Source organism: Bradyrhizobium sp. WSM4874, assembly GCF_055811835.1.
The window spans coordinates 51,201-76,969 of record NZ_JBVVPR010000012.1 but is presented as its reverse complement, the minus strand read 5'-3'; the positions used below and the strand labels follow the sequence as shown (position 1 = coordinate 76,969).

Genomic DNA, 25,769 nt, shown 5'->3' with positions numbered 1-25,769 from the left:
GCCGGGCGCGAGGCCAATACGGCGGCAGATGAATTTTTCTTCAGCGGGGAGAAATGTGGAAAGCTTCGTCCAACTCCCCGCAGATATCTGACATTGCCAGAGAGAGCTGAAAGGGCGATGGTGCCTGCTGCGGTGCAGCGCGCTCCAGCCGAGTCCTCATCGCGGTTTCACTCTCCGTCGCTTGATTCGACCGGTTCCCGGATGCCCCAAGGGGGCAAGCGGAACTATTGTGCATGAAGGCCGCCTCCATGAACGTCCACCCGTCGCTCGCGATCGGACCGCCGATCGAAAAGCTTGACGCCATCTCACCCGCGACTGCGCCCGACGCGATGGTCCGCTTCGAAGGTATCTCGAAAACCTATCCGGCCTATCGCGGCAAGCCCGGCGTCAATGCCCTGCAAAACATCGACTTCGCGATCCCGCGGGGTTCGATCACCGGCGTCATCGGCCGTTCCGGCGCCGGCAAATCGAGCCTGGTCCGGCTCATCAACGGGCTGGAGAGGCCGACCACGGGCCGCGTCGTCGTCGATGGCCGTGACATCTCAGCGCTCTCCGGTCGCGAACTGCGGCTCGCGCAGCGCTCGATCGGCATGATCTTCCAGCACTTCAACCTGCTGTCCTCGCGTACCGCAGCCGCCAACATTGCGCTGCCGTTGGAGATCGCCGGCTGGGCCAAGGCCGATATCCGCGCGCGCGTTGCGGAGCTGCTTACGCTTGTCGGGATCGCGGACAAGCACGACCGCTACCCGTCAGAACTCTCAGGTGGCCAGAAGCAGCGCATCGGGATCGCGCGTGCGCTCGCGACGCGGCCGAGTGTGCTGCTGTCGGACGAGGCGACCTCGGCGCTGGATCCGCAGACCACACGGGCGATCCTCGATCTGCTCGCGAACATCAACCGCGAACTGGGCGTGACCATCGTGCTGATCACCCACGAGATGTCCGTGGTACGCCAGCTCGCCAAGGACGTCGTGGTGCTCGATGCCGGCCACGTCGTCGAGAGCGGCTATGTCCCCGACATCTTCACCCACCCGAAGCATCCGATCACGCAATCCTTCCTGGCCGAAGCGATCGGAGACAGCCTGCCGGTGTCGCTGGCGAGCCGGATCGTTTCGGCGCCGCTTGCGGGCGGACAGGCGGTGATCCGCGTCCAGGTGCGAGGGGCAGGGGCCGGCGACACGCTGGTGGCGCGGCTGGCGCGCGAGCTCGGCCTCGACGTGTCGCTGCTGTCGGCCCGCATCGACGAGATCGGCGGCCAGCACGTGGGCTCACTGACGCTTGGTATCCCTCTCGGCCTGTCTGGTGGCGAGGACGCGACGACGCGCACGCTGGCCTGGCTCTCACAATATCAATTCCCCGCGGAGCGTCTCGGCTATGTCGCCTGAACTCATCAACCTCATTGTCCAGGCAACCGGCGAGAGCCTGTACATGGTCGGGCTCGCGGCGCTGATCGGCACCGCTTTTGGCCTGCCGCTCGGCGTCTTCCTCGCGACCAGCCGGAAAGGCGAGCTGTTCGGGGCGCCCGTCGTCAATCGCGTGCTCGGCATCGTCGTCAATGCGACGCGGTCCACGCCCTTCATCATCCTGGTCGTCGCTATCATCCCGTTCACGCGGCTGGTGGCTGGCACCTCGATCGGATCGACGGCGGCGATCGTGCCGTTGACGATCGCATCGGCGCCGTTCATCGCGCGCCTGGTCGAGGCCGCGATCCGCGAGGTCGATGGCGGCCTGATCGAGACCGCGTCTTCGTTCGGGGCCTCGCCGATCCAGATCGTGCTCAAGGTACTGATTCCCGAAGCGCTGCCGGGTCTTCTGCTGGCGCTGACGCTCGCGGTGGTCAGCCTGCTCGGCTATTCCGCCATGGTCGGCGCCGTCGGAGGCGGGGGCCTCGGCGATCTCGGCATCCGCTACGGCTATCAGCGCTTCATGCCGGAGATGATGCTGGCCGTCGTCGTCGTGCTGATCGCGCTGGTGCAGCTGGTGCAGAGCGCCGGCGACTATCTCGCGCGCCGGGTCAATCGCCGGCTGCGACATCGCTGACGCCGTTTCAGACATTTCGAACAAGCAGGTTCTTGTCGGTCTGGAAACATTCCAAACTTCGCGACACGACTGAGCGCATTCGTCGCACGCGTTGAGCGCGCGTCTGGAGAAATTCTAACGCGGTTCCTATCGCACTCCGAAATCGCCTGCGTTAGGGCGAGGCATCAAAAACGATACCGGCAAAGCCGGCAGTGCGTGGGGCCTCGACAGACGTGACCGACTTCCAACTTGCTTCGAGTTCCGACACGCGTCATCTACAGATACAGGTGCTTTTCCTCGGGGCGGCCAGCACATTTGCTCTCGTCATTCCCTTCGGTGCCGTGGAGGCGCAGACGCAGATTCCCGCCGTCACCGTCGAAGCCCCGGCTCAGCGCGCCCGGCCTGCGGCGGTCGCCTCAACGCGACGGTCAGGGGCGACACGCACGGCACGCGCCAATCGTCGCTCTCCGGCTCAGCAAGCCGCGCCAACCCAGTCGGCATCGTCGAACGGCGCCACGGGTGAACGCGCCAATGGTCCGGTGCGCGGTTTCGTTGCGACGCGCAGCGGCACCGCGACCAAGACGGATACACCGCTGATCGAAACCCCGCAGTCCGTCTCCGTCGTCACCACCGACCAGGTCAGGAATCAGGGCGCGGTCTCGATCGGCGAGGCGCTGCGCTACACCGCCGGCGTCAGCGGCGACGTCAACGGCGGCTCCGACACCCGCTTCGGCGCCCTCCAGATCCGCGGCTTCGACACCACCATGTCCGGCCTCTATGTCGACGGCTTGCGGATTCCCTCAAGCAATTACGTGCACTTCAACGGCCTCGATCCCTACGGCGCCGAGCGTCTCGAGGTCCTCAAGGGCCCGTCCTCGGCGATGTACGGCGGCAGCGGTACCGGCGGCATCCTCAACTACGTCACCAAGCTGCCGACGGCCCAGCAATTCGGCGAGGTCTCGATCTCCGGCGGCAGCTTCAACCGCTATCAAGGCCAGTTCGACATGGGCGGTCCCGCCAACAAGGACGGCACGGTGCTGTGGCGCCTGACCGGCGTCGTCCGCGACGGCGAGACCCAGGTCGACTTCACCAAGGACAACCGCGTCTTCATCGCGCCCGCCGTCACGTTCAAGCCGAACGAGGACACCACCATCACGATCCTCGCCAACTACCAGCGCGACCGGGCAGGGTGGGGCCTCCAGTTCCTGCCGGCCTCGGGCACGGTGTGGCCGAACAACGGCCGCGCCATCCCCGTCTCGTTCTTCGCGGGCGTGCCGAGCTTCAACGCGTTCAATACCGAGATCGCGACCGCCGGCTACCAGCTTTCGCACAATTTCACCGACAACATCACGTTCCGGCAGAATCTGCGCTACGCCTATCAGCACAACGAGGAGAAGGTGTTTTACGGCGGCGGCTATATCGACGAGGCCGCAGGGCGGCTCGCGCGTTTCGGCAGCTACAGCAACTCCTACATCAACTCCTTCGCGGTGGACAATCAGCTCCAGGGCAAGTTCACCACGGGCTTCCTCAGCCACACCACGCTGGTGGGCATAGACTATCGCAACACCAGATTCCGCGACACCGCCTTTGGCGTCACGACGTCCGCGCCCGAGATCAACGTCTTCAACCCGGTCTACAGCTACGACTGGACCATGGGCGCCATGAGCGACGACACCGGCGTCAAGCAGTCGCAAGTCGGCCTCTACGCGCAGGACCAGATCAAGCTCGGCCGGCTCTCGTTCCAGCTCGGTGGCCGCCAGGATTTCGTGACGACGCAAGTGGACAGCGGCGTCTTCAACACGTCGGTCGCGAAAGATGCGTCGGCTTTCACCGGCCGCGCCGCATTGATGTACAATTTCGACAACGGCATCGCGCCCTATTTCAGCTATTCGGAATCCTTCCTGCCGGTGCTCGCCACGGGCCCGAGCGGACAGCTGCTCAATCCGGAGACCGGCGTGCAGTACGAGGTGGGTGTCAAGTACCAGCCGCTCGGCTGGAACGCGCTGTTCACCTTCGCCGCCTTCGACCTGACGCGCGACAACGTCGTCACCTTTGCGCCTCCGCTCAACATTGCCGAACAGACCGGACAGGTTAAGTCGCGCGGCCTCGAGCTCGAAGGCACGATGTCGCTCGCCGACGGCTGGAACCTGCGCGCGGCCTATGCCTATGTCGATGCAATGGTCACGCAGGATCCGGTGAATGTCCGCAAGGCACCGGTCACGGTGCCGCTCAACCGCGCCTCGCTGTGGAACGACTACACGCTTCAGACCGGGCCACTCGCGGGCCTGCAGTTCGGCGCCGGCGTCCGCTATGTCGGCGCGACCTGGGGCGATGACGCCAACACGTTCAAGGTCGGATCCGCGACCGTGCTGGACGCGCTGCTCGCCTACACAAGGGACAATTGGCGCCTGTCGCTGAACGTCACGAATCTCGCGGACACCCGCTATGTGTCGGCCTGCTACAGCCTGTCTGGCTGCTTCTACGCAGAGGGACGCAAGGCGATCGGCAAGCTGACGTACCGGTGGTGAGGTCGACGTGAGGATGGTCAATGAGACATGGCATCGGGTATGAGCCTTCACGAGAGGTCGTCATGGCCGGGCTTGTCCCGGCCATCCACGCCTTGCCTTGCGGCACAGAGAACGTGGATGCCCGGGACAAGCCCGGGCATGACGTTGTGGATGCTTCCGCACTCACGCACTTTGCTCAGGTACTTGGCGAGATCTGAACAATGAGAGCGATATTCGGCAAGCTGCATCGCTGGGCGGGACTGCTCACGGCCGGATTCCTGTTCTTCTCCGGCATCACCGGGGCGATCATCTCGTGGGATCACGAGATCGACGAGGTCCTGAACAGCCATCTGTTCGACGTTAGCAGCAAGGGCCCGGCCATTCCCTCGATCGATCTCGCGAAGACGATCGAGCAGCGCGATCCCCGCGCGCGCGTGGTCTACCTGTTCATGACGCCGGAAGAGGGTCACTCGCTGTGGTTCTTCGTCATGCCGCGGATCGATCCCGCGACCGGCAAGCGCTATGCGCTCGACTACAATCAGATCTTCCTCGATCCCAACACCGGCGCGGAGCTCGGCCGGCGCTATTGGGGCGCGGTGTGGCCGGTGACGCGCGAAAACTTCGTCTCGTTCCTCTACAAGCTGCACTACACCATGCACATCCCGGAATTCTGGGGCAGCGACCGCTGGGGCATGCGCCTGCTCGGCGTGATCGCCATCATCTGGACCATCGACTGCTTCGTCGGCTTCTATTTGACGCTGCCCTCGCGGCGGCGCGCCAAAGCCGCCCGGGCGCCCCAGGTCACCCGCCAGCTCGAACGCGGCTTCTGGGCGCGCTGGGCGCCGGCGTGGACCATCAAGACTTCGGGCAGCGGCTACCGGATCAATTTCGACATCCATCGCGCTTTCAGCCTGTGGACCTGGGGTGTGCTGTTCATCATCGCCTTCACGGCCTTCTCGCTGAACCTCTATTTCGAGGTGTTCTCGCCGCTGATGAAGATGGTGTCGAACTACACGCCGACGCCCTATGAGCAGCGGCCGTATCGCGATCTCGACGACCCCATCGAGCCCAAGGTCAGCTTCGCCGACATCGCCGCGCGCGCAGCGGCCGACGGCAAGGGGCGAGGGTGGACCATCCCGGTCGGCTCGGTCAATTACGGCCCGGCCCATGGTGTCTATGCCGCGGCCTTCTTCCATCCAGGCGACGATCACGGCGCCGGCGGCGTCGGCCCGGCGCAGCTCTATTACGACAGCGAGGACGGCCGTCCGATCGGCGAACGGCTGCCCTGGGTCGGCACCGCCGCCGACATCTTCGTGCAGGCGCAATTTCCGTTGCATTCGGGCCGCATCGTCGGGCTGTTCGGCCGCATCCTGATCTCGATCATGGGGCTGGTCGTGGCGGCGCTCTCAGTCACCGGAATCGTGATCTGGTGGCGCAAGCGCCGCGCGCGTGTCCGCGTACGGGAGATGGCAGCGATGCGCCTGAGTCGGCAGCAACTGACGCCGGCGGAGTAGAGCGTTCGTCCGGCGCGGATGACCTTCCCGCCCGGCACCGGCACAAAGACTGGAGATCACACCCCGTTTTGCCGGAAATCGCATGAGATCGCTCGCCTTGCTCTGCCTGCTCGTTCTGGCCGCGCCTGCCCATGCGGCTGGCCCCGAGCAGCGCTATCTCGACCTGCGCGATCGCTACATCGCAAAGTTCTCGAAAGCCAAGGAGAACGACGAGACCTATAAGCAGCACGATGCGGCGCTCAAGGAGTTGACGGGCGTCCTGCGCGGTCTGGTGGGCCCCGTCGCGATCAAGGGATTGCCAGCCGATGGCAAGACCAACGCGGACACGCTCTTCAAGGGCGACTCCGGCTTCGGCCATCTCGACGGGCTCGGCTTCGCCTCCGAAGGCGACAAGATGCAGGCCGTCGTGACCACTACCGCCCTGCTCAAGCACTGGCTGCGCGAGCACCGCGAGGACGGCATGCCGCAGGAGATCGGCGCGGCATTCAAGTCGGACCGCTTTTACTATCAAGCCATCCAGGACTCCGCCTTCGCCAAATATGCCGAGTTGCCGATCACGAAGCCCGCGGGGACGAGCGCCGCGGTCGCCGTGCTAGGCGTGCGCGGCAATGGCGACCTGAAGGGACCTCCGCAAGAAATCGACGTCGTCGCGATTCAAGGCGACAAGGTCTACTTCCTCGCTGCAAGCGATGCGGTGAAGACAGCCGAGATCCCGACCTGCGAGAAAGTCTGGAAGCAGATGATGGCCAAACCCATCGACAAGAAGGACCCGCGCGGCGACATCACACGCGAAGACAATGCGATGACCGCGTACACGGCGTGCTTCGCCAAGGAAGCGCCAAGCCAGGGCTGGTTCGCCGCAGCCGTCAAGAAGGCGCAGAGCCAGTTGGAGCTGCTGCCGCTGCGCTAGAGCGATCATCCAATTACCTTCGAGCGCTACAGCGTTGCGCGCGGCGCCATCGCTCGAGAATGCGCAATCGGAAATTGCAGCTCGTCCCGCAGATGCAACCGAGGCCCAGCAGCGCGAAACCACCCCGAGCCGCATCGACGAGGTCGTCGGCAACACCGTGGTCGGATTCGACGACGACCCTGGAACTCGTTCGCGACGAGGGGGTTGCACTGCGGTTGGAACCGAACGGGTAGCACACTTGAATCGTCGACAATTCCTGGAAGCCTCGGCATTGCCATTGGCAACGCTGCTACCTGGCGCAGTCTCTGCGGCATCGGCGGCGGAGTTGCCGTTTGGCCCCTCTTATGTCCGCGAGCTTGCCCGCAATTTGGCGAGTAAGCCCTTTGCGCCACCAGAGGAAAAGGTCCCGGACGCGCTTAGGGATCTCACCTACGATCAGTACCGATCAATTCGCTTTCTGCCAGAGCGCGCGGCTTGGCGCAGCGAGAAGCTGCCCTTCGAGGTCCAGTTTTTCCACCGCGGCTTTTTCTATAAGAACAAGGTCGACATTTACGAGGTCTCCGGCGGACGAGCGGTACCGATCAGGTACCGACGCGACGATTTCGCATTCGGTGACAATATCGGTCAGGTACCGGACGCCGATCTCGGATTTGCCGGCTTTCGCATTCACGCCCCGATCAATCGGCCCGACTACTACGACGAGGTTTGCGCGTTTCTCGGCGCCAGCTACTTCCGTGCCGTTGCCAAAGGCGAGACCTATGGCCTGTCCGCGCGCGGTCTGTCGATCGATACCGGCGAGAGCAAGGGAGAGGAATTTCCTCTCTTCAAGGCCTTCTGGCTGGAGAAGCCCGCGCCGGGTGCCACATCCGTCGTGGTACATGCGCTGCTCGACAGCAAGAGCGCTACGGCAAGCTATCGCTTCACGATCAGGCCAGGCGCTCCGACGGTCTTCGACGTAGAGATGTCGCTCTATCCGCGGATCGAGCTGCAACATGCCGGCCTGGCGCCCATGACGAGCATGTTCTTTTTCGGCCCGAACGACCGACACGATGTCGACGATTTCCGTCCTGCCGTACATGACTCCGATGGGCTCGCCGTGTTCAACGGAAAGGGCGAGCAACTCTGGCGTCCGCTCAACAATCCACGCGATCTGCAGGCCAGCACATTCAATGACCTCAATCCGCGCGGCTTCGGTCTGATGCAGCGGGAGAGAAATTTCTTTGCCTACGAGGACATCGAATCGCGCTTTGAGCGTCGCCCGAGCCTCTGGGTCGAACCGATTGGAGATTGGGGAGAGGGCAGTGTGGTCCTCTTTGAGATCCCGACCAAGGAGGAAGTTCACGACAACATCGCCGCCTTCTGGCGCCCGAAGACTGCCCTCCCGGCCAAGAGCGAAAACAACTACACCTACCGCCTGCACTGGGGTCCGGACGCGCCGAAGCCCAATTCGCTGGCCCGGTTCACCCGCACAGGCGTTGGCGCGCGGGGCGACGACAGCAAATTGTTCGTGCTCGAACTCGTTGGTGACGGACTGAAGGCGGTCGATCCCAACAAGGTAAGGGGTGCAGTCAGCGCCGACAAATCCGAGATCAAGAACGTCGTCACACAACCAAACCCGGAAACGGGTGGGTGGCGCCTTAGTTTTCAGTGCGCCGTGAAGGACGCGCCGATCGAGTTGAGGGCGATCTTGATGCAGGGCGACCAACCGATCTCTGAAGTCTGGGTTTACCGATGGGCGCCCTGACGACGTCGCCTGCGCTTTGCCCTGACCTTGGCGTTCGCTATCTTCCCGATGAAACGCCGCTCCCGATGCAGCCTTGCCGATTGGACGCGACCAATCGTGCCGATCCGGGGCGACTGCGGACCGCCCCTGCCGTTACAGCGCGGCGCCTGTTCATTCTTGGCGGAACGGTCGCGATCACCGCTGCGGGCGCTGTTGAGATGTACGATGTTCTCAAGGTTGGTGGCGTCACGGTCCTCGAAGGCATGGTGTTCGGGCTGTTCCTCGTGCTGCTCGCCTGGATCGCGTTTTCGTTCGTGTCTTCAGTAGCTGGCTTTTTTGTGCTCCTGCGGGGCCGACCGGATGTGCTGCCAATTAACAGCCACGGTCCGCTGCCCGCGATCACCGGCCGAACGGCTATGCTGTTGCCGACCTATAACGAGGATCAGCACCATCTCATGGCGCGCCTCCGCGCTATGTACGAGTCGGTAGGCGAAACCGGACAGGCCCCGTTGTTCGATTGGTTTCTGCTCAGCGACACGACAGATCCGGACATCTGGATTGCCGAGGAGCTTGCGTTTCTGGAGCTGCAGCGAAACTGCGGTTCGGGCCATCTCTACTATCGTCACCGATCCGACAACACCGCTCGAAAGTCCGGCAACATTGCCGAATGGGTGAGGCGGTTCGGTGGCGCCTACGACTACATGATCATTCTGGACGCGGACAGTCTGATGAGCGGAGAGACCATAGTTCGGCTGGCCGGCGCGATGGAAGCGAACCCGCAAGCCGCGCTGATTCAGACGCTTCCGATCGTCGTCAATGCGCGAACCCTGATCAGTAGGCTTCAGCAGTTCTCGGGTCGGTTGTACGGTCCGCTGATCGCGGCCGGGAACGCCTGGTGGCACGCCTCAGAGGGCAACTACTGGGGACACAATGCCATCATCCGCGTGCAGGCTTTTGCGCAAGAGGCGGGCTTGCCCGAATTGCGCGGGAGGAAGCCTTTCGGCGGGCACATCCTCAGCCATGATTTTGTCGAAGCCGCACTGATGCGGCGGGCGGGGTGGGGGATTTTCATGGCCCCCGATCTCGGTGGGAGTTTCGAGGAGGTGCCACCGTCGCTTCTGGATTTCGCCGCGCGTGACCGCCGCTGGTGTCAGGGCAATCTCCAGCACCTTGCCGTTCTGCCGGCCCGAGGCCTCCACTGGGTCTCCAGGCTTCACCTGTTGACCGGGATCGGCTCTTATCTCACCGCCCCCCTGTGGCTGCTGTTTCTATTGCTCGGAATCCTGATCTCCTTGCAGGCCTATTTCGTCAAGCCGGAGTACTTTCCCAAGGGCTTTTCCTTGTTTCCAACGTGGCCCGCACAGGATCCTGTGCTTGCCGCCTGGGTCTTTGCCGCAACGATGGGGCTGCTTATCGTGCCCAAATTGCTGGCCTACCTCGTTTTGCTCACCAGGCGTGCGGAACGGCAGGCATTCGGCGGCGGATTTCGCGTGCTGCTGGCGGTGGTCGCCGAGAGCCTGCTTGCCGCGTTGATCGCCCCATCCATGATGATCTTTCAATCCACCGCTGTGGCGGAGATCCTGCTGGGGCGTGATGCGGGCTGGCAAGTGCAACGGCGAAGCGATGGCAGGATCACGCGCGACGAAGTCTATCGTAAATTCACGGTGCCGACCCTATGCGGTCTGGCCATGGCGGCAAGCGCCTATGCCGTGTCGCTTCCGCTGCTGCTCTGGATGTCCCCGGTGATCATCGGCCTGGTGTGTGCCATTCCGATCGGTCTCGTCACGTCGACGGCGCTGCCAATCGCGCATCTGTTTGCGACCCCGGAGGACAATCGCGTGCCGGCACTGCTACAGAGGGCGAGAGAGCTTGCCGGCCTCGATCGGATCCGGGCACGCGCGGCTCTGATCGAACTTAGACAGAACCCCGCGTTGCTGGGACCGCACATGCAGTCACTCGAAACGCCGGCTCGCAAATCGGGCCAAATCGACATAGATCTCGCGATCGGCCGGGCCAAGATTGAACAGAGCGACGATTTCGAGGAAGTCGTCAGCAGCCTCAGCGCACGCGAGACCCTTGCCGTGCTGAAGCACCGACACGCCCTCGAGCAAGTCATGCGAATGCCGCGAGCTACCGCTTCCGCGGATGTCTAGGTCATCGCGTTGTAGGTGAGGGCGTTGACGACCCGGTGGTGCTCGGGCCGGGGGCGAGATTTCTGCTGTGAGCGCGGTGGGTGGTGCCAGCCTACAGCGCACTGCCACCCAAATTCCAGTCGCGGCCACCCTCGCCAAAGATCTCGTAGCCCGTTGCCGTCACTGCAACCGTGTCCTCGAGCTTGATGAACCCGCGCTTCGGATGCTTCATCGTGGTCTCGATCGATACGACCATGCCTGTTTCGAGCGGCACCCGGGCATCCGTGTCGTCGTAGGGGATCGGGCCCTTGGCGGTCAGGCGAGGGGCCTCGTGGCTGACGAGGCCCATGCCGTGAGCCAAAAAGTCCGTGCAGTCACGCTGGCTGATCTTCGCGAGCTGCCGCTCGGCTGCGACGTAGATGTCGCCGCCCATGGCGCCGGGCCGGACCGCGGCGAAGGCGGCGCGCTGGACGGCTTCGATCTCGGCCAGACAGTCCTTCAGCTCGGTACCGGGATCGCCGAGCACCGCCATGCGCGCGAGATCGCCGATATAGCCGTGATAATTGCCGCCGGAATCAAGCGACAGCACGTCACCTTGCTCCCAGCGCTGAGCCGATGGCGCCCGGTTGTGACTATTGCCGCAGGCGAGCAGGCAGTATTCGAATGTCAGGCCGCGATTGGCCTCGGCGATGCGCAAGGCGTCCGACAATTGTTGCTTGGTCGTGCCCGGCCCGTGCCCGGCGATCACCGCCAGCATCGAGGCGATCACCAGTTCGGACGCCGTCTTGAGTTTTGCGAGTTCGTCGGCCGACTTGACTGCCCGCAGCCGCTCCAGCACCAGCAGCGCGTCCTTGAGCTCGGCACCGGGCAGGGCGTCACTGAGCGCCCGGCCCGCATCCATCGGCAGGAACGCCATCTCGACCCCGACCCGCTTCAGGGGCACGCCGGCGCCGCGGATCAGGCTTACGGCCCGCGTGATGGCATCGACCGAGCCGTTGGACTCGGTCCGGACCTGCGCCACCCATGGCGGCGCTACGGCGCGCTGATGGGTCTCCAGCCGGTGCCCGACATACACCGCGTGCTCCGGTGCGCCCTTGGGATAGATCAGAACCGGCAGATAGCGGCTGACGCCCAGCGCATCCATGTAGTCGAAGAAGATCGCGCGCTCGGCACCCAGCAGGTACTGCACATTGTGCTTGGAGGTCGCGACCAGGACGTCGAGGCCGGCGGCCTCCATCAGACGGTCTAGTTTGGCGGCATCGAATGGAATGGCCCGCGAGCGGTCTGCGCGGGCGACGTTCTCCTGCATGACGAACCTCCAAATGCTGCCGTGGCCTCAACCGCTGCGTCGGTTTGCCCGGGGATTGTTGATGGCAAGTGTGAGCCGAGAGAGGGGTTCTGGGTAGGTGTGGATTTATCTGGCCTGATCTGCACAGCCATATCCATGATTCGCATAAGGTATATTATGGAATATCTTTATATACAATCAGATCAGTTGTTTAGCTTGAATTCCTCTCGCTGCACCTTCGTTCCACGTCCTCTTCCGGCCCAGCCGTCGCACGTCGTCGCGGCTTTCGACGGCTACTGTGCATGGGGTTGTTTTCGCGTTTTTGAATCGGGTCCATGCCTCCGAAAGCCGATATTGCCGTGACGATGTCCGGCTGCAATAAGCGAGGCTTCGCGAGATCGCAGATGACCTTCTGACCTTCCGTCCGTATAGGTTTGCATCTCAGAACAACAACAAACTTTCCGAGGAAGCAGACCCATGAGCTTTTCCCGCCGCACGCTTCTCAAGGCCTCCGCCGCGACCGCGGTCCTGGGCGGCCTCAGTGCGCCCCATGTGGCCCGCGCCCAGAGCGCCGAGTTTACCTATAAATACGCCAACAACCTGCCAGACACCCATCCGCTGAACGTGCGCGCCAAGGAGATGGCTGCGGCGATCAAGGCCGAGACCAACGGCAAGTTCGACCTCCAGATCTTCCCGAACAACCAGCTCGGGTCCGACACCGACATGCTGAGCCAGATCCGGTCCGGCGGCGTCGAGTTCTTCACGCTGTCCGGACTGATCCTGTCGACCCTGGTGCCGGCGGCGTCCATCAACGGCATCGGCTTCGCGTTCCCGGACTACGGCACGGTCTGGAAGGCCATGGACGGCGATCTCGGCGCCTTCGTCCGCGGCGAGATCAAGAAGGCCGGGCTCGAGGTCATGGACAAGATCTGGGACAACGGCTTCCGCCAGACCACGTCGTCGAGCAAGCCGATCACTGGTCCGGACGATCTCAAGGGCTTCAAGATCCGCGTGCCGGTGTCGCCGCTGTGGACCTCGATGTTCAAGGCGTTCGATGCGGCGCCCGCCTCGATCAACTTCGCCGAGGTCTATTCCGCGCTGCAGACCAGGATCGTGGAGGGCCAGGAGAACCCGCTGGCGATCATCTCGACCGCCAAGCTCTACGAGGTGCAGAAATACTGCTCGCTGACCAACCACATGTGGGACGGCTTCTGGTTCCTGGCCAACCGCAAGGCGTGGAGCAGCCTGCCCGAGGATGTGCGCACCGTCGTCGCCAAGAACATCAATGCCGCGGCGCTTAGGGAGCGTGAGGACACCGCCAAGCTCAATGCCAATCTCCAGCAGGAGCTCGCGACCAAGGGCCTGACCTTCAACCAGCCCGCGGTCGCGCCATTCCGCGACAAGCTGCGGTCCGCCGGCTTCTATGCCGAGTGGAAGGGCAAATATGGCGACCAGGCCTGGGATCTGCTCGAAAAGGCCGTCGGCAAGCTGTCTTAACGCGTTGGAGCCGTCATGGCTCATATCGAGGTCGAAGTGAGCGGAGTGGCGGGCGAGGCGGCTGTTCGGTCCCCTCGCCGATCTCCCTTGCTGGCCTCGACGGAGCGCGCACTAGGCCTCCTCGTCGAAATCCCGGCGGCCATTTTGGTGGTCGCCGAGATCGCGATCCTGTTTGCCGGCGTGGTCGCGCGCTACGGCCTGCACCGGCCGCTGATCTGGTCGGACGAGCTCGCTTCGATCCTGTTCCTGTGGCTCGCCATGCTCGGCGCGGCGGTCGCGTTCCGCCGTTCCGAGCACATGCGCATGACCGCGGTCGTCGCCAGCACCAAGCCGGCCACGCGGGCCTGGCTCGATCTGGTCGCGACCTGCGCGGCGCTGGCCTTCCTGGCGCTGATTGTCTGGCCGTCCTGGGACTACGCCTACGAGGAAAGCTTCATCACCACGCCGGCGCTGCAGATTTCCAATATGTGGCGCGCCGCGGCGCTGCCGGCCGGCATCTGCCTGATGGCGGTGTTCGCGCTGTTGCGGCTGCTGCGCGCAGCCGATTACCGCATGGTGCTGACGGCCGCGGTGTCCGTGGCTGTCGTCGTCGGCTTGTTCTGGCTGGCGCAGCCTTATCTGCGGCCGCTCGGCAATCTCAACCTCGTCATCTTCTTCGTCGGCGTCGCCGGCTTCTGCGTCTTTGCTGGCGTTCCCATCGCGTTCGGCTTCGGGCTCGCCATCTTCGGCTATCTGGCACTGACCACGCGTACGCCGGTCATGGTGCTGGTGGGGCGGATGGACGAGGGCATGAGCCACCTCATTTTGCTCTCGGTGCCGCTGTTCGTATTTTTGGGACTCCTGATTGAAATGACGGGCATGGCACGGGCTATGGTGGCGTTCCTGGCGAGCCTGCTCGGCCATGTCCGCGGCGGACTGCATTACGTCCTTGTCGGCGCGATGTACCTGGTCTCCGGCATTTCCGGCGCCAAGGCGGCCGACATGGCGGCGGTCGCGCCCGTGCTGTTCCCGGAGATGAAGCAGCGCGGCGCCAAGCCCGGCGACCTCGTCGCGCTTCTTGCGGCAACCGGCGCGCAGACCGAGACCATTCCGCCGAGCCTCGTGCTGATCACGATCGGATCGGTCACCGGCGTCTCGATCGCCGCGCTGTTCACCGGCGGCCTCCTGCCCGGCGTCGTGCTCGCGATCACGCTGTGCATGCTGGTGTGGTGGCGCTACCGCCACGAGGACATGAGCCATGTCCGACGCGCCACGGGCGGCGAGATCGGCAAGACCTTCGTCATCGCCCTGCCCGCGCTCGCGCTGCCCTTCGTGATCCGCTACGCCGTGGTCGAAGGCATCGCGACCGCGACCGAAGTCTCTACCATCGGCATCGTCTATGGCGCCCTGGTCGGCCTCCTCGTCTACCGCCGCTTCGACTGGCGGCGGCTGTTTCCGATGCTGGTCGAGACCGCTGCGCTGTCGGGCGCGATCCTGCTGATCATCGGCACGGCGACCGGCATGGCCTGGGGCCTGACCCAGTCAGGCTTCTCGCGCTCGCTGGCGTCCGCCATGACCGGATTACCGGGCGGCGCAGCGACCTTCATCGCCGTCTCGATCCTGGCCTTCACCATCCTCGGCAGCGTGCTGGAGGGCATCCCGGCGATCGTGCTGTTCGGGCCGCTACTGTTTCCGATTGCGCGCGCCGTCGGCGTGCACGAGGTGCACTATGCCATGGTGATCATTCTCGCCATGGGTATCGGGCTATTCGCCCCGCCCTTCGGCGTCGGCTATTATGCCGCCTGCGCCATCGGCCGCGTCGATCCGGCCGAAGGCATCAGGCCGATCTGGGGCTATCTGCTGGCGCTGCTGGTAGGATTGATCGTCGTCGCTGTCTTTCCATGGATCTCGATCGGATTCCTGTAGGCCCAGCGCGTAACGGAGGTGTCGATGAGCGAGCGGCAGAACCAGTACAATATCGGCCTCGACAAGACGCCCGCCAACTACGTGCCGCTGAGCCCGTTGAGCTTCCTCGCGCGCAGCGCCGCGGTCTATCCCGATCATTTCAGCACGGTCTACGAGGGGCGCAGCTTCACCTGGCGCGAGACGCATGAGCGCTGCAAGCGCTTTGCTTCCTATCTTGCCGGCAAGGCCATCGGCGTCGGCGACACCGTCGCGGCGATGCTGCCGAACATTCCGGCGATGAACGAGGTGCATTTCGCCGTCCCCATGACGGGTGCCGTGCTCAACGCGCTGAATATCCGGCTCGATGCTCCTTCGATCGCATTTCAGCTCGATCATGGCGGGGCAAAGATCATTCTGGTCGACCCCGAGTTTTCCGGCGTGATCACCGATGCGCTCGCGCAGATGAATGGCCCAAAACCGTTCGTGATCGACGTCGACGACACCGCTTTCAAGGGCGGCAAGCGCATCGGCGAAATCGAGTACGAGGCAGCGCTCGCGCAAGGCGATCCCGATTTCACCGCCATCCCGCCGAAGGACGAATGGGACGCGATCGCGCTGAGCTACACCTCGGGCACCACGGGAAATCCCAAGGGCGTCGTGACCCATCATCGCGGCGCCTATCTGAATGCCGTCAGCAACATCCTCGCGGGCCAACTTGGCCAGCATCCGGTCTATCTCTGGACGCTGCCGATGTTCCACTGCAATGGCTGGTGCTTCCCCTGGACCATCGCGGCGGCCGCCGGCATCAATGTCTGCCTGCGCAAGGTCGAGCCGACCAAGATCTTCGAGCTGATCAAGCAGCACGGCGTCACCCACATGTGCGGCGCACCGATCGTCTATAACACGCTGATCAACGCGCCTGATGCACCGAAGGGCGGCGCCGCCCGCCGCGTCGTCGGCCTGATCGCCGGTGCAGCGCCGCCCGTCGCGGTGCTCGAAGGCGCCGAGAGCATCGGCATCAAGCTGACGCACGTCTACGGCCTGACCGAGGTCTACGGCCCCGCCTCCGTATGCGCCGAGCAGCCTGGCTGGGATGATCTGCCCGCAGCCGAGCGCGCCAGCCTGAAGCGGCGGCAGGGCGTGCCCTACCCGCTCGAGGAAGCCGTCACCGTCATCGATCCCCAGACTATGAGGCAAGTGCCGCGCGACGGCGAGACCATCGGCGAGGTCATGTTCCGCGGCAACATCGTGATGAAAGGCTACCTCAAGAACGACAAGGCGACGAAGGAAGCCTTCGAGGGCGGCTGGTTTCACACCGGAGACCTCGGCGTGCTCGACGCGCACGGTTACGTCATCATCAAGGATCGCTCCAAGGACATCATCATCTCCGGCGGCGAGAACATTTCCTCCGTCGAGGTCGAGGACATCCTCTACAAGCACCCGGCCGTGCTGTTCGCCGCCGTGGTCGCAAAGCCCGATCCGAAATGGGGCGAAGTGCCTTGCGCCTTCGTCGAGCTGAAGGACGGCGCGAGCGCGAGCGAAGCCGACATCATCGCCTTCTGCCGCTCGCATATGAGCGGCTTCAAGACGCCGAAGGCCGTGGTGTTCGGGCCGATCCCGAAAACATCGACGGGAAAGATCCAGAAATTCCTGCTGCGCAACGCAGCAGGATCGGCGAAGGCGATCTCGGCCTGAGCTTGTCTCGACCTCCGCGGCGTTTGCATGTCGCCGCGAAGTCGTTGCGCAATTTCGACCACGTCGGGTTGGCCAAGCCCCCGTCCTCACATCTTCTTGTAGGCTTCAACCAGCGCCTGGCCGTCGGCTCCTGCCTTCTTGAGCCAGTCGGCGGTAAGCTGTTCGCCGATCTTCTGGAAGCCGGCCTTCAGGGCCGGGCTCGGCGGCTCGACCGTCATGCCCTTGGCCTTGAGCTGGTCGATGTACCAGGTGCTCTTGTCCTGCCAGGCCTTCCAGCCGCGGGTTTCAGCGGTCGCGGCGGCCTTGAGGATGGCCTCCTGGGTCGGCTTGTCGAGCGCCTCGAACGCAGCCTTGTTGACGAAGGTGTAGTCCTTCGGGATCCAGGCTTGCACGTCATAGAAGTACTTCAGCGACTCCCATGCCTTCGCATCGTAGCCCGTGCCGCCTGATGACATGAAGGAGTTCACGACGCCGGTCGCAAGCGCCTGCGGCAGCTCGGCGGCCTGGATGGTGACGGACTGCGCGCCCACCAGTTCGCCAATGCGCGCGGTCCCGACATTGTAGGCCCGCCATTTCAGGCCCTTCATGTCCTCAATGGTCGCGAGCGGCTTGTTGACATAGACCCCCTGCGGTGCCCACGGCACGACGAACAGCAACTTGAGGCCCTGGGCATCGAGCTTCTTGGCAATCAACGGCTTCGACGCCTGATACAGCTTCATGGCGTCCGGGAAGCTGGTCGCCAGAAATGGCACGACGTCGACCCCGAACACCGGATCCTCGTTCTCGTGGATCGACAGCAAGACTTCGCCCATCTGCGCCTGCCCGGTCATCACCGCGCGCTTGATGTCGGGCGCCTTGAACAGCGAGGCGCCGGGATGAACCGTGATCTGGAGCTTGCCGGATGTCGCGGCTTCGACGTCCTTGGCGAACGCGACGAGGTTCTCGGAGTGCGGATTGTCGGCTGGATACGCTGCCGGCAGATTCCATTTGGTTTGAGCCAATGCGGGCGTCGCGGCCAGCACGGCACCGGCGATCAGGGATGCGCGGAATAAACGAGAGATCATCGGACTTCTCCTCACAGTCAATTTCAAAACGGTACGCTCAGTCTGGGAAAGCGAGCTTGGGCAAGAACATCACGATCTGCGGATATTCCGTGATGATGAACACGGCCGCGAGCAGCAGGATGAAGAAAGGGAATGCTGCCCGGGCGACGGTCAAGGTATCGCGCCCGCTCATATTCTGGAGCACGAAAAGGTTGAAACCGACCGGTGGCGTGATCTGCGCCATCTCGACGTGAATGATGAGATAGACGCCGAACCAGACCAGGTCGAGGCCGGCCTGCTTGACCATCGGCAGCACGATCACGGCGGTCAGGACGATCATCGAGATGCCGTCGATCAGGCATCCCAGGATGATGTACATGATGCTCAGATACAGCGCGAGCATGCCCGGCGTGAGGTGCTGGCCCTGGACCCAGGTGGCGAGCGCTGCCGGAATTCCCGTATAGGCCATCGCTGCGGTCGTGTAGGCCGCGCCTGCCAGGATCAGCATGATCATGCAGGTCAGGCGCGTCGCGCTCATGATGCTTTCGAGGAAGTTCTTGCGTGTGAGCGTGCGGCTCCACCACGCCAGCAGCAGCGCGCCGGAAACGCCCCAAGCGGCACACTCCGTCGCGGTCGCAAACCCCAACACGAGCGACAGGAAGACGGCCAGGATCAGAAGCAGGCATGGGGCGAGCTTGGCGGATTCTTGCAGCTTCCGGCGAAACGACATCGGCGGGTCGCGCGGCGGAACCTTTTTCGGATTGAGCAGCGACCAGATGATGATGTAGCCGGAATAGAGCACCATCACGAGCACGCCCGGCAAGAAGCCGCCGAGGAAGACCTGAAGCACGGAGACATTCGCCGTGACCGCATAGACCACCATCGGAATCGACGGCGGGATCAGCAGGCCGAGCGTTCCGGAGCCAGCGAGCGACCCGAGACTTAAGCCCTTGTCGTAACCGCGCTTGTCCAGTTCGGGCAGCGCGATCTTGCCGATGGTCGCACAGGTTGCCGCCGACGAGCCCGACACCGCCGCGAAGATGCCGCAGCCGATCACGTTGACATGCGTGAGGCGCCCCGGCAGCCACTGAACCCAGGGTGACAAGCCTCGAAACATTTCCTCGGATAATTTGGTGCGGAAGAGGATCTCGCCCATCCAGATGAACAGCGGCAGCGCGGCCAGCGTCCATGACGAGCTTGCGCTCCACGTCGTCGTCGCAAGCACCGAGCCGAGCGGCAGGCTCGTGGTCAGCGCCATCGCTACGAAGCCGACGAGCCCGAGCGAAACCGCGATCCAGATGCCGCTTCCCAACAGCAGGATCATGACGCCGAGCAGAATGAACGACAGTTCGATCATGCCGAGATTGGCCATCGTCAACCTCCGCCGCCCTGTGAGATCCGCTCGATGAATTCGTCCGGGGTCTCGTCCGGCGAGCCCTTCTCGTAGCTCGGCCGGTTGCCGCCGATGACACTGATCATTTCATCAATGAGCGCGATCGAGAGGATCACGAGTCCGCCGGAAAACCCGAGCTGTGGAATCCAGAGCGGAAGTGGGACGACGCCCTGCGCCACGTCGTTGAAGCGCCAGGAATCGTAGGTCATCTGCACGGCATGCCGGGTGAAATAGAGGATGAAAGCGGCGGCAATACCGAGGGCCACGACCTCCGCAACCTGTTTGGAGCGCCCATGCAGACGCTCCAGCAGAAGGCCGACGCGGATCATCTCTCCGCGCTTGAAGGTGTGAGCGAGGCCAAGGAATGCCATCGCGGCCATGCACCAGGAGGCGAAATCATCGCCGGCGGGAATGTTGACCGCAAACTGGCGCCCGATCGACATGATCATCATGATTGCAAAGATCGCAACCATGAAGGCCCCGGCGGCGTAGCCCGCACCGAGATAAAGGAGATCCAGCACGCGTCGCACTGGTCCCCGGCTCGTGACATCGTCCCCTGCCAACGCGATCCCCATCCTCACACGAGGCAATTCAGACGGTCCCGGCGATCGCACGTCGCGCGCCGGTTCTGCATGAATATCGCCCCTGCCCAGCGCCTGTCTTTCAGACGTTAGATCAACATGATGGGGCTAGCGCAAGCAAGGAGTATGCCGGCTCTCGCCGGAATTACCACCGCAGGTTCAGCGCGTCTCCAGCCGCAGCCCGTCATACGCGGGCACCACTCCCGCCGGCAGCGATTGGCGGATCACCTCATAATCGACGTCGGCCGTCATGTTGGTGATGACGGCGCGCTTCGGCTTGAAGCGCTCGATCCAGGACAACGCGTCGTTGATGCTGAAATGGCTGACGTGGCTGGTGTAGCGGAGGCCGTCGACGATCCAGAGATCCAGATTTTCCAGGGCGCCCCAGCTCTCGCGCGGGATGTCGTTGAGGTCGGGCGTGTAGGCGGCATCGCCGATGCGATAGCCCAGCGCGGGAATGTTGCCGTGCTGCACCAGGAAGGCGGTCATCGTCACCGCGCCGCCCTTCCCCTGGATGATCTGGCTTTCCCCGGCCTCGATCGACTGCGCCGTCAGGATCGGCGGATAGTCGCTGCCCGCCGGCGAAACGAAGCAATAGGAAAACCGCGACATGATGTCGTTCGCAGTCGTCTGATTGAGATAGGTCGGAATCCGCCGGCGCATGTGCATGACGACCGAACGCAGATCGTCCATGCCGTGGGTCTGATCGGCGTGCTCGTGGGTCAGGAACACTGCATCGATATGGTCGACGTTGGTCGAGAGCAATTGTTCGCGCAGGTCCGGCGAGGTGTCGATCACGATACGCGTGGTGCCCTCGCCCGAGGTCTGCTCGACCAGCAGCGAACAGCGGCGACGGCGGTTCTTGGGATTGTTGGAATCGCAGGCACCCCAGCCGAGTGCCGGGCGCGGCACGCCGGCGGAGGAGCCGCAGCCCAGGATCGTCAGCGTCAGCGTCATGCGGCTCCCAGTTCTAAGCTTTCACCCTGGAGAACAGGCGAAAGAAGTTTTCGCTTGTCTGGCGCGAGATCTCGTCAAACGACACGCCACGTGTTTCGGCAAGCACTTTTGCGACCTCGACCACATAGGCCGGTTCGTTGCGCTTGCCCCGGAACTTGCCCGGCGCAAGGTAGGGCGAGTCCGTTTCAACCAGAATACGGTCGGACGGGAGTTCGGCCGCAAGCGCGCGCAAGGTCTCGGACTTCTTGAAGGTCAGGATGCCCGTGAAACCGATATAGAGCCCGAGCGACACCGCCTTCAGCGCCAGCTCGCGTCCGCCAGTGTAACAATGCAACACGGCGCGAAACGATCCCTTCGCAGCTTCCTCTTCAAGGATGCGGCCGCAATCCTCGTCCGCCTCGCGGGTGTGGATCACCAGCGGCAGGCCGGTGAAGCGGGCGGCGGCGATGTGGGCACGAAAGCCCCTCGCCTGCGCCTCCGGCGAGCCGTTGTCGTAGAAATAGTCGAGCCCGGCTTCGCCGAGCGCGACGACCTTGGGATGCTCCGTCAGCGCGATCAGTTCGTCCGGCGCGATGCCGTCTTCCTCATCGGCGTTATGCGGATGGGTGCCGACCGAGCAATAGACGTCATCGTAGCGCTCGGCGATGGCCAAGAGCTGGTTCAGCTTTTTCACCCGCGTCGAGATCGTGACCATGCGGCCGATGCCGGCCGCTCGCGCCCGCGACACGATCCCGTCGAGATCCTCCGCAAAGTCCGGAAAATCCAAATGGCAGTGGCTGTCGACCAGCATGGTGCGAACGCCCCTAGGCTGCCGGCTCGATGTAGCGCGGGAAGGCCGGCGTCGGCGCGGGCAGCGTCGTACCGGGCGCGATGCGGGTTGCGCCACCAAGTGCGGCGAAGTTGCGCTCCGCTTCGGGGATACCGAGGCTGTCCAGCAGCAATCCCGAGGCCGTCGGCATCGCCGGCTGGGCCAGGATCGCGATCTGGCGCACGACTTCGGCTGTGACATAGAGCACCGTCCTCTGCCTGACAGGATCGGTCTTGGCGAGCGCCCACGGCGCTTCGCCCGCGAAATAGCGGTTGGCTTCCGCCACCACGGCCCACACGGCATTGAGCCAGTGATGGATTTGCTGCGTCGCCATCGCTTCGCGGGACGCCGCGAGCATGCCGTCTGCTTGTGACAGGATCGCCTTGTCGTTGTCGCTGAACCCGCCGGGCTCCGGGAGCACGCCGCCGAGCTGCTTGGCGATCATCGACAGCGAGCGCTGCGCGAGGTTGCCGAGATCGTTGGCGAGATCGGCATTGATGCGCGCGACGATGGCCTCGTGATTGTAATTGCCGTCCTGGCCGAACGGCACCTCACGCAAAAAGAAATAGCGCATCTGGTCGACGCCGTACTGGTCGGCGAGGTTGAAGGGATCGACCACGTTGCCGACCGACTTCGACATCTTCTCGCCCCTGCTGAACAGGAAGCCATGCGCATAGACCCGCTTCGGTAGTGGGATCCCGGCCGACAGCAGGAAAGCCGGCCAGTACACCGCATGGAAGCGGATGATGTCCTTGCCGATGATGTGCACGTCGGCAGGCCAATAACGCCAGTTCTTGTCGCTCTCGTCGGGGAAGCCGACGCCGGTGATGTAGTTGGTGAGCGCGTCGACCCAGACATACATCACGTGCTCTTCGTCGCCGGGCACCTTGACGCCCCAGTCGAACGTCGTGCGCGAGATCGAGAGATCGCGCAGGCCGCCTCGTACGAAGCTCACCACCTCGTTCTTGCGCGAGTCGGGGCCGATGAAATTGGGCTGCGTCTCGTAGAGCTTGAGCAGCCTGTCCTGATAGGTCGACAGACGGAAGAAGTAGCTCTTCTCCTCGACCCATTCGACCGGCGTGCCCTGCGGCCCGAGCCGCACGCCGTCGTCGTTCAGGCGCGTCTCGTCCTCGGCGTAATAGGCTTCGTCGCGCACGGAATACCAGCCGGCATAGATGTCGGCATAGATGTCCCCGTTCGCTTCCATGCGCCGCCAGATTTCCTGGCTGGAGCGATGATGTTGCTCCTCGGTGGTGCGGATGAAGCGGTCGAACGAGACGTTCAGGCGCTCGTCCATTTGCTTGAAACGGCCGGCATTGCGGGCCGCGAGCTCCGAGACGGACATTTTTTCGCTGGCCGCGGTCTGGACCATCTTCTGGCCGTGCTCGTCGGTGCCGGTCAGGAAGAACACGTCCTTGCCGTCGAGTCGCGCGAACCGCGCCAACGTATCGGTCGCGATTGCCTCATAGGCGTGGCCGATATGCGGGCTGCCATTGGGATAGGCGATCGCTGTCGTGATGTAGAAGACGTTGTCGCGCGCGGGGGCGATCGCGGGCGTGGTCGCCTGCGGCGCGGCGACGGACTTGGGTGCGCGCGGGGCTTTGGGCTTGGCAATTTTCGACGGTGTGGCGACAGGAGCCGGTGCTGCGGTCACGTGCGGTGCAGCCACCCTTGCGTTCTTGACCGCTTTCTTCGCCGGAGCCTTGTTTTTCGCCGAAGTCTTGGCTGGCTTTTTGGTCGCTGTCCTCACCGCCTTCTTTGCAACGACCTGCTTCTTCGCAGCCTTCTTGCCGGCCTTCTTTGCCGTCGTCGCAGCGCTCTTCTTCACGGCTTTCTTCACCGCTTTCTTGGCGGTCGTCTTTTTGGTCTTTGCGGTTTTCTCGACCTTCTTGGCAACCTTGCGCGCCCGCGCTTTCACGGCCTTCGCAGCCTTCTTCTTGCCGCTCTTGCCTTTGTTGATTTTCTTAGCTCGCGTTGCCACGACGAATTCCTTTACCGGCTTCTCGAAATTTGGAAGCGAACCTGCGTTAGTTTATTGTCTTGAACATGATCCCATCGGAAAACCGCTGCACACTTTTCCGGATCATGCTCTAGCGCGTTGCGTCCGCCAGCCAGCCGAACACCGAGAAAACCAAGGGCTTTCGCTCCAGATTGTAGGTTTCGGTGTCGCGCGCGGCGCGGACGATCTTTTCCCATACCTCAGCTAGGCGCGCAAGGCGCGGCAGATTCTGGTTGGCATTGGCCTCGTCGGCGTGCAGGCGTTCCGCGATCCAGCGATCGATGCCGTCGATGAAGGCGGCAAGCGCAACGCGGTCGCTGGTGCCGAGCGATTCGCCGAGCGTGTGCAATTCGCGCGGATCGACCTGCGGCAGTCGCGCTAGCAGCGCGGCCGTGCGTTGCTGGAGCTTCAGGGCGTCACCGCCGAGCAGCGTCAGCGCCCGCGCGACGCTGCCTTCGGACGCCTCTGCCGCCTCGCGCAACGCCGAATCATTCGGGTCGAGATCGGCAGCGGTTGCGGCTGCACCAATCACATCGTCGGTTGCGAGTGCACGCAGGCGTAGCTTGCGGCAGCGCGACTGAATCGTGGCGAGCACGCGCGCCGGCGCCTGGCTCACCAGCAGGAACAGCGATCGCTGCGGCGGCTCCTCGAGAATTTTCAGCAGTGCGTTGGCGGCATTCGGATTGAGTTCGTCGACAGTGTCGACGATGCAGACGCGCCAGCCTTCGGCCGCTGCGGTCGAGCCGAAGAAGCCGATCGTCTCGCGCGTCTCGTCCACGGTGATCACGGTGCGCATCACGCCGCGGTCGTTGGCGGTGCGCTCCAGCGTCAGCAGGCCACCATGCGAACCCGCTGCAACCTGCCGCGCCACGGCGTCATCAGGATTGATGGCGAGATCTTCAGCGCGCTGCACGGAAGGCGCCAGCGGCTGGCCGTAAGCGAGCACGAAGCGCGCCATCCGATAGGCCAGCGTCGCCTTGCCGATGCCTTGCGGCCCGCCGATCAGCCAGGCATGCGGGATGCGCCCACTGCGATAGGCGGCGAGCAGCGCGGTCTCGGCCTCGCGATGGCCGAACAGAACGCTCGTGTCGCGCGGATGAGACATGGCAGCTTCGCGCTCGGTCTGACGCGGGCTCATATGGACACCACCGATGCAGGCGTCGGAAGCAGGCGATCACGCAGCGCGGTCCAGATTCGTCCGGCAACCGTGTCGGGATCGGAATTGGCGTCGATCAGCACGCAGCGCGCGGGATCGTCCGCCGCGATCTTGCGATAGGCCTCGCGCAGGCCCTGATGGAAACCGAGCTTCTCGGCCTCGAACCTGTCTGGCGTGCCGCTGCCGCGGCGCGCGGCCGCGCGCTGCAAGCCGATCTCGACCGGCAGGTCCAGAATGATGGTGAGGTCCGGCTTGAGATCGCCGATCGTGACCCGCTGCATCGCGTTGATCAGCGCCGCCGGCACCTGGCCGAGACTGCCCTGATAGGCCCGCGTCGAGTCGGCGAAGCGGTCGCACAGCACCCAAGTGCCCTGGTTGAGCGCGGGCTGGATCACGGTGCGAACATGGTCGTCGCGGGCGGCCGCGAACAGCAGCGTCTCGGCCTCGGGTCCGAGCAGCTTGCCCATGCCTGACAGCACCAGATGCCGCATGATCTCGGCGCCCGGCGAGCCGCCCGGCTCGCGCGTGACGAGGATGCGCATCCTGGCTGCCTTGAGACGATCGGCAAGCTTCTTGATCTGGGTCGACTTGCCCGTCCCCTCGCCGCCTTCAAAGGTGACGAAACGCCCGCGTCCGGACGGCCACTTTACCGCGCTTTCACTCATG

At 63.8% G+C, this 25,769-nt stretch carries 20 protein-coding genes; 11 read left to right on the top strand and 9 right to left on the bottom strand.

Translation table 11 applies throughout. From position 1 onward, the window contains the following. Positions 1-233: 233 nt before the first annotated feature. From AC0L3P_RS15055 to mdoH, 8 genes are all read left to right on the top strand, one after another. Entirely contained in the window at positions 234-1,382 is a 1,149-nt protein-coding gene (locus AC0L3P_RS15055; RefSeq protein WP_473302465.1) for a methionine ABC transporter ATP-binding protein, read from the top strand. After that, the gene (locus AC0L3P_RS15050; RefSeq protein WP_473302463.1) at positions 1,372-2,037 is read left to right on the top strand and encodes a methionine ABC transporter permease; all 666 of its coding nucleotides are present in this window, start codon (positions 1,372-1,374) and stop codon (positions 2,035-2,037) included. The genes AC0L3P_RS15055 and AC0L3P_RS15050 overlap by 11 nt, the downstream gene beginning before the upstream one ends. A 518-nt stretch (positions 2,038-2,555) precedes the next feature. Continuing rightward, positions 2,556-4,544 (top strand): TonB-dependent siderophore receptor, encoded by a 1,989-nt coding sequence (locus AC0L3P_RS15045; protein WP_473302672.1) that lies wholly within the window; start codon positions 2,556-2,558, stop codon positions 4,542-4,544. A 62-nt stretch (positions 4,545-4,606) separates the two neighbouring features. Beyond that, positions 4,607-4,741 (top strand): hypothetical protein, encoded by a 135-nt coding sequence (locus AC0L3P_RS15040; RefSeq protein ID WP_473302461.1) that lies wholly within the window; start codon positions 4,607-4,609, stop codon positions 4,739-4,741. 3 nt (positions 4,742-4,744) lie between these two features. Further along, positions 4,745-6,037, top strand: coding sequence for a siderophore utilization protein FsrB (fsrB, locus tag AC0L3P_RS15035; RefSeq protein ID WP_473302459.1), 1,293 nt, complete (start codon positions 4,745-4,747; stop codon positions 6,035-6,037). Positions 6,038-6,119: 82 nt separating this feature from the next. Further along, positions 6,120-6,947: a hypothetical protein gene (locus tag AC0L3P_RS15030; protein WP_473302457.1), complete on the top strand. Its 828-nt coding sequence runs from the start codon at positions 6,120-6,122 to the stop codon at positions 6,945-6,947. A gap of 238 nt (positions 6,948-7,185) precedes the next feature. Beyond that, complete coding sequence (locus tag AC0L3P_RS15025; protein ID WP_354210363.1) at positions 7,186-8,691, top strand: glucan biosynthesis protein G; 1,506 nt, start codon at positions 7,186-7,188, stop codon at positions 8,689-8,691. After that, a complete protein-coding gene (gene mdoH / locus AC0L3P_RS15020; RefSeq protein ID WP_473302455.1) occupies positions 8,679-10,823 on the top strand; it encodes a glucans biosynthesis glucosyltransferase MdoH in 2,145 nt (714 codons plus the stop codon). Before AC0L3P_RS15025 ends, mdoH begins: the two co-directional genes overlap by 13 nt. Before the next feature lie 91 nt (positions 10,824-10,914). Here mdoH and AC0L3P_RS15015 read toward each other — a convergent pair whose 3' ends face one another. Continuing rightward, positions 10,915-12,111, bottom strand: a complete 1,197-nt coding sequence (locus AC0L3P_RS15015) for a M24 family metallopeptidase (protein WP_473302453.1) — start codon at positions 12,109-12,111, stop codon at positions 10,915-10,917. Between the two features lie 456 nt (positions 12,112-12,567). Between AC0L3P_RS15015 and AC0L3P_RS15010 the strand changes: the two genes are divergently transcribed. From AC0L3P_RS15010 to AC0L3P_RS15000, 3 genes are read left to right on the top strand one after another with little or no spacing between them, the layout of a single operon-like run. Next, positions 12,568-13,587, top strand: a complete 1,020-nt coding sequence (locus tag AC0L3P_RS15010) for a TRAP transporter substrate-binding protein (protein ID WP_473302450.1) — start codon at positions 12,568-12,570, stop codon at positions 13,585-13,587. A gap of 15 nt (positions 13,588-13,602) precedes the next feature. Further along, positions 13,603-15,492 carry a TRAP transporter large permease gene (locus tag AC0L3P_RS15005; protein ID WP_473302447.1) on the top strand — a complete coding sequence of 630 codons (1,890 nt, stop codon included), beginning with the start codon at positions 13,603-13,605 and terminating at the stop codon, positions 15,490-15,492. Positions 15,493-15,516: 24 nt separating this feature from the next. Beyond that, positions 15,517-17,166: an acyl-CoA synthetase gene (locus AC0L3P_RS15000; RefSeq protein WP_473302445.1), complete on the top strand. Its 1,650-nt coding sequence runs from the start codon at positions 15,517-15,519 to the stop codon at positions 17,164-17,166. 86 nt (positions 17,167-17,252) lie between these two features. On the opposite strand, the gene AC0L3P_RS14995 is transcribed toward AC0L3P_RS15000, so the two are convergent. The 8 genes from AC0L3P_RS14995 to tmk all read right to left on the bottom strand — a co-directional run bounded on the left by AC0L3P_RS14995 (position 17,253) and on the right by tmk (position 25,768). After that, the gene (locus AC0L3P_RS14995; protein ID WP_354059513.1) at positions 17,253-18,230 is read right to left on the bottom strand and encodes a TRAP transporter substrate-binding protein; all 978 of its coding nucleotides are present in this window, start codon (positions 18,228-18,230) and stop codon (positions 17,253-17,255) included. A gap of 37 nt (positions 18,231-18,267) precedes the next feature. Then, positions 18,268-19,581 (bottom strand): TRAP transporter large permease, encoded by a 1,314-nt coding sequence (locus AC0L3P_RS14990; RefSeq protein ID WP_473302438.1) that lies wholly within the window; start codon positions 19,579-19,581, stop codon positions 18,268-18,270. A gap of 2 nt (positions 19,582-19,583) precedes the next feature. After that, positions 19,584-20,177 (bottom strand): TRAP transporter small permease, encoded by a 594-nt coding sequence (locus tag AC0L3P_RS14985; RefSeq protein WP_473302434.1) that lies wholly within the window; start codon positions 20,175-20,177, stop codon positions 19,584-19,586. Between the two features lie 165 nt (positions 20,178-20,342). Beyond that, positions 20,343-21,140, bottom strand: coding sequence for an MBL fold metallo-hydrolase (locus tag AC0L3P_RS14980; RefSeq protein WP_473302432.1), 798 nt, complete (start codon positions 21,138-21,140; stop codon positions 20,343-20,345). A gap of 13 nt (positions 21,141-21,153) precedes the next feature. After that, on the bottom strand, positions 21,154-21,930 hold the full coding sequence (locus AC0L3P_RS14975) for a TatD family hydrolase (RefSeq protein WP_473302429.1): 777 nt from the start codon (positions 21,928-21,930) through the stop codon (positions 21,154-21,156). Between the two features lie 13 nt (positions 21,931-21,943). Further along, complete coding sequence (gene metG, locus AC0L3P_RS14970) at positions 21,944-23,929, bottom strand: methionine--tRNA ligase (protein ID WP_473302425.1); 1,986 nt, start codon at positions 23,927-23,929, stop codon at positions 21,944-21,946. A 109-nt stretch (positions 23,930-24,038) separates the two neighbouring features. Then, positions 24,039-25,085, bottom strand: a complete 1,047-nt coding sequence (locus tag AC0L3P_RS14965; RefSeq protein ID WP_473302423.1) for a DNA polymerase III subunit delta' — start codon at positions 25,083-25,085, stop codon at positions 24,039-24,041. Beyond that, positions 25,082-25,768, bottom strand: coding sequence for a dTMP kinase (gene tmk / locus AC0L3P_RS14960; protein WP_473302421.1), 687 nt, complete (start codon positions 25,766-25,768; stop codon positions 25,082-25,084). Before tmk ends, AC0L3P_RS14965 begins: the two co-directional genes overlap by 4 nt. Between the last annotated feature and the right edge of the window lies 1 nt (position 25,769).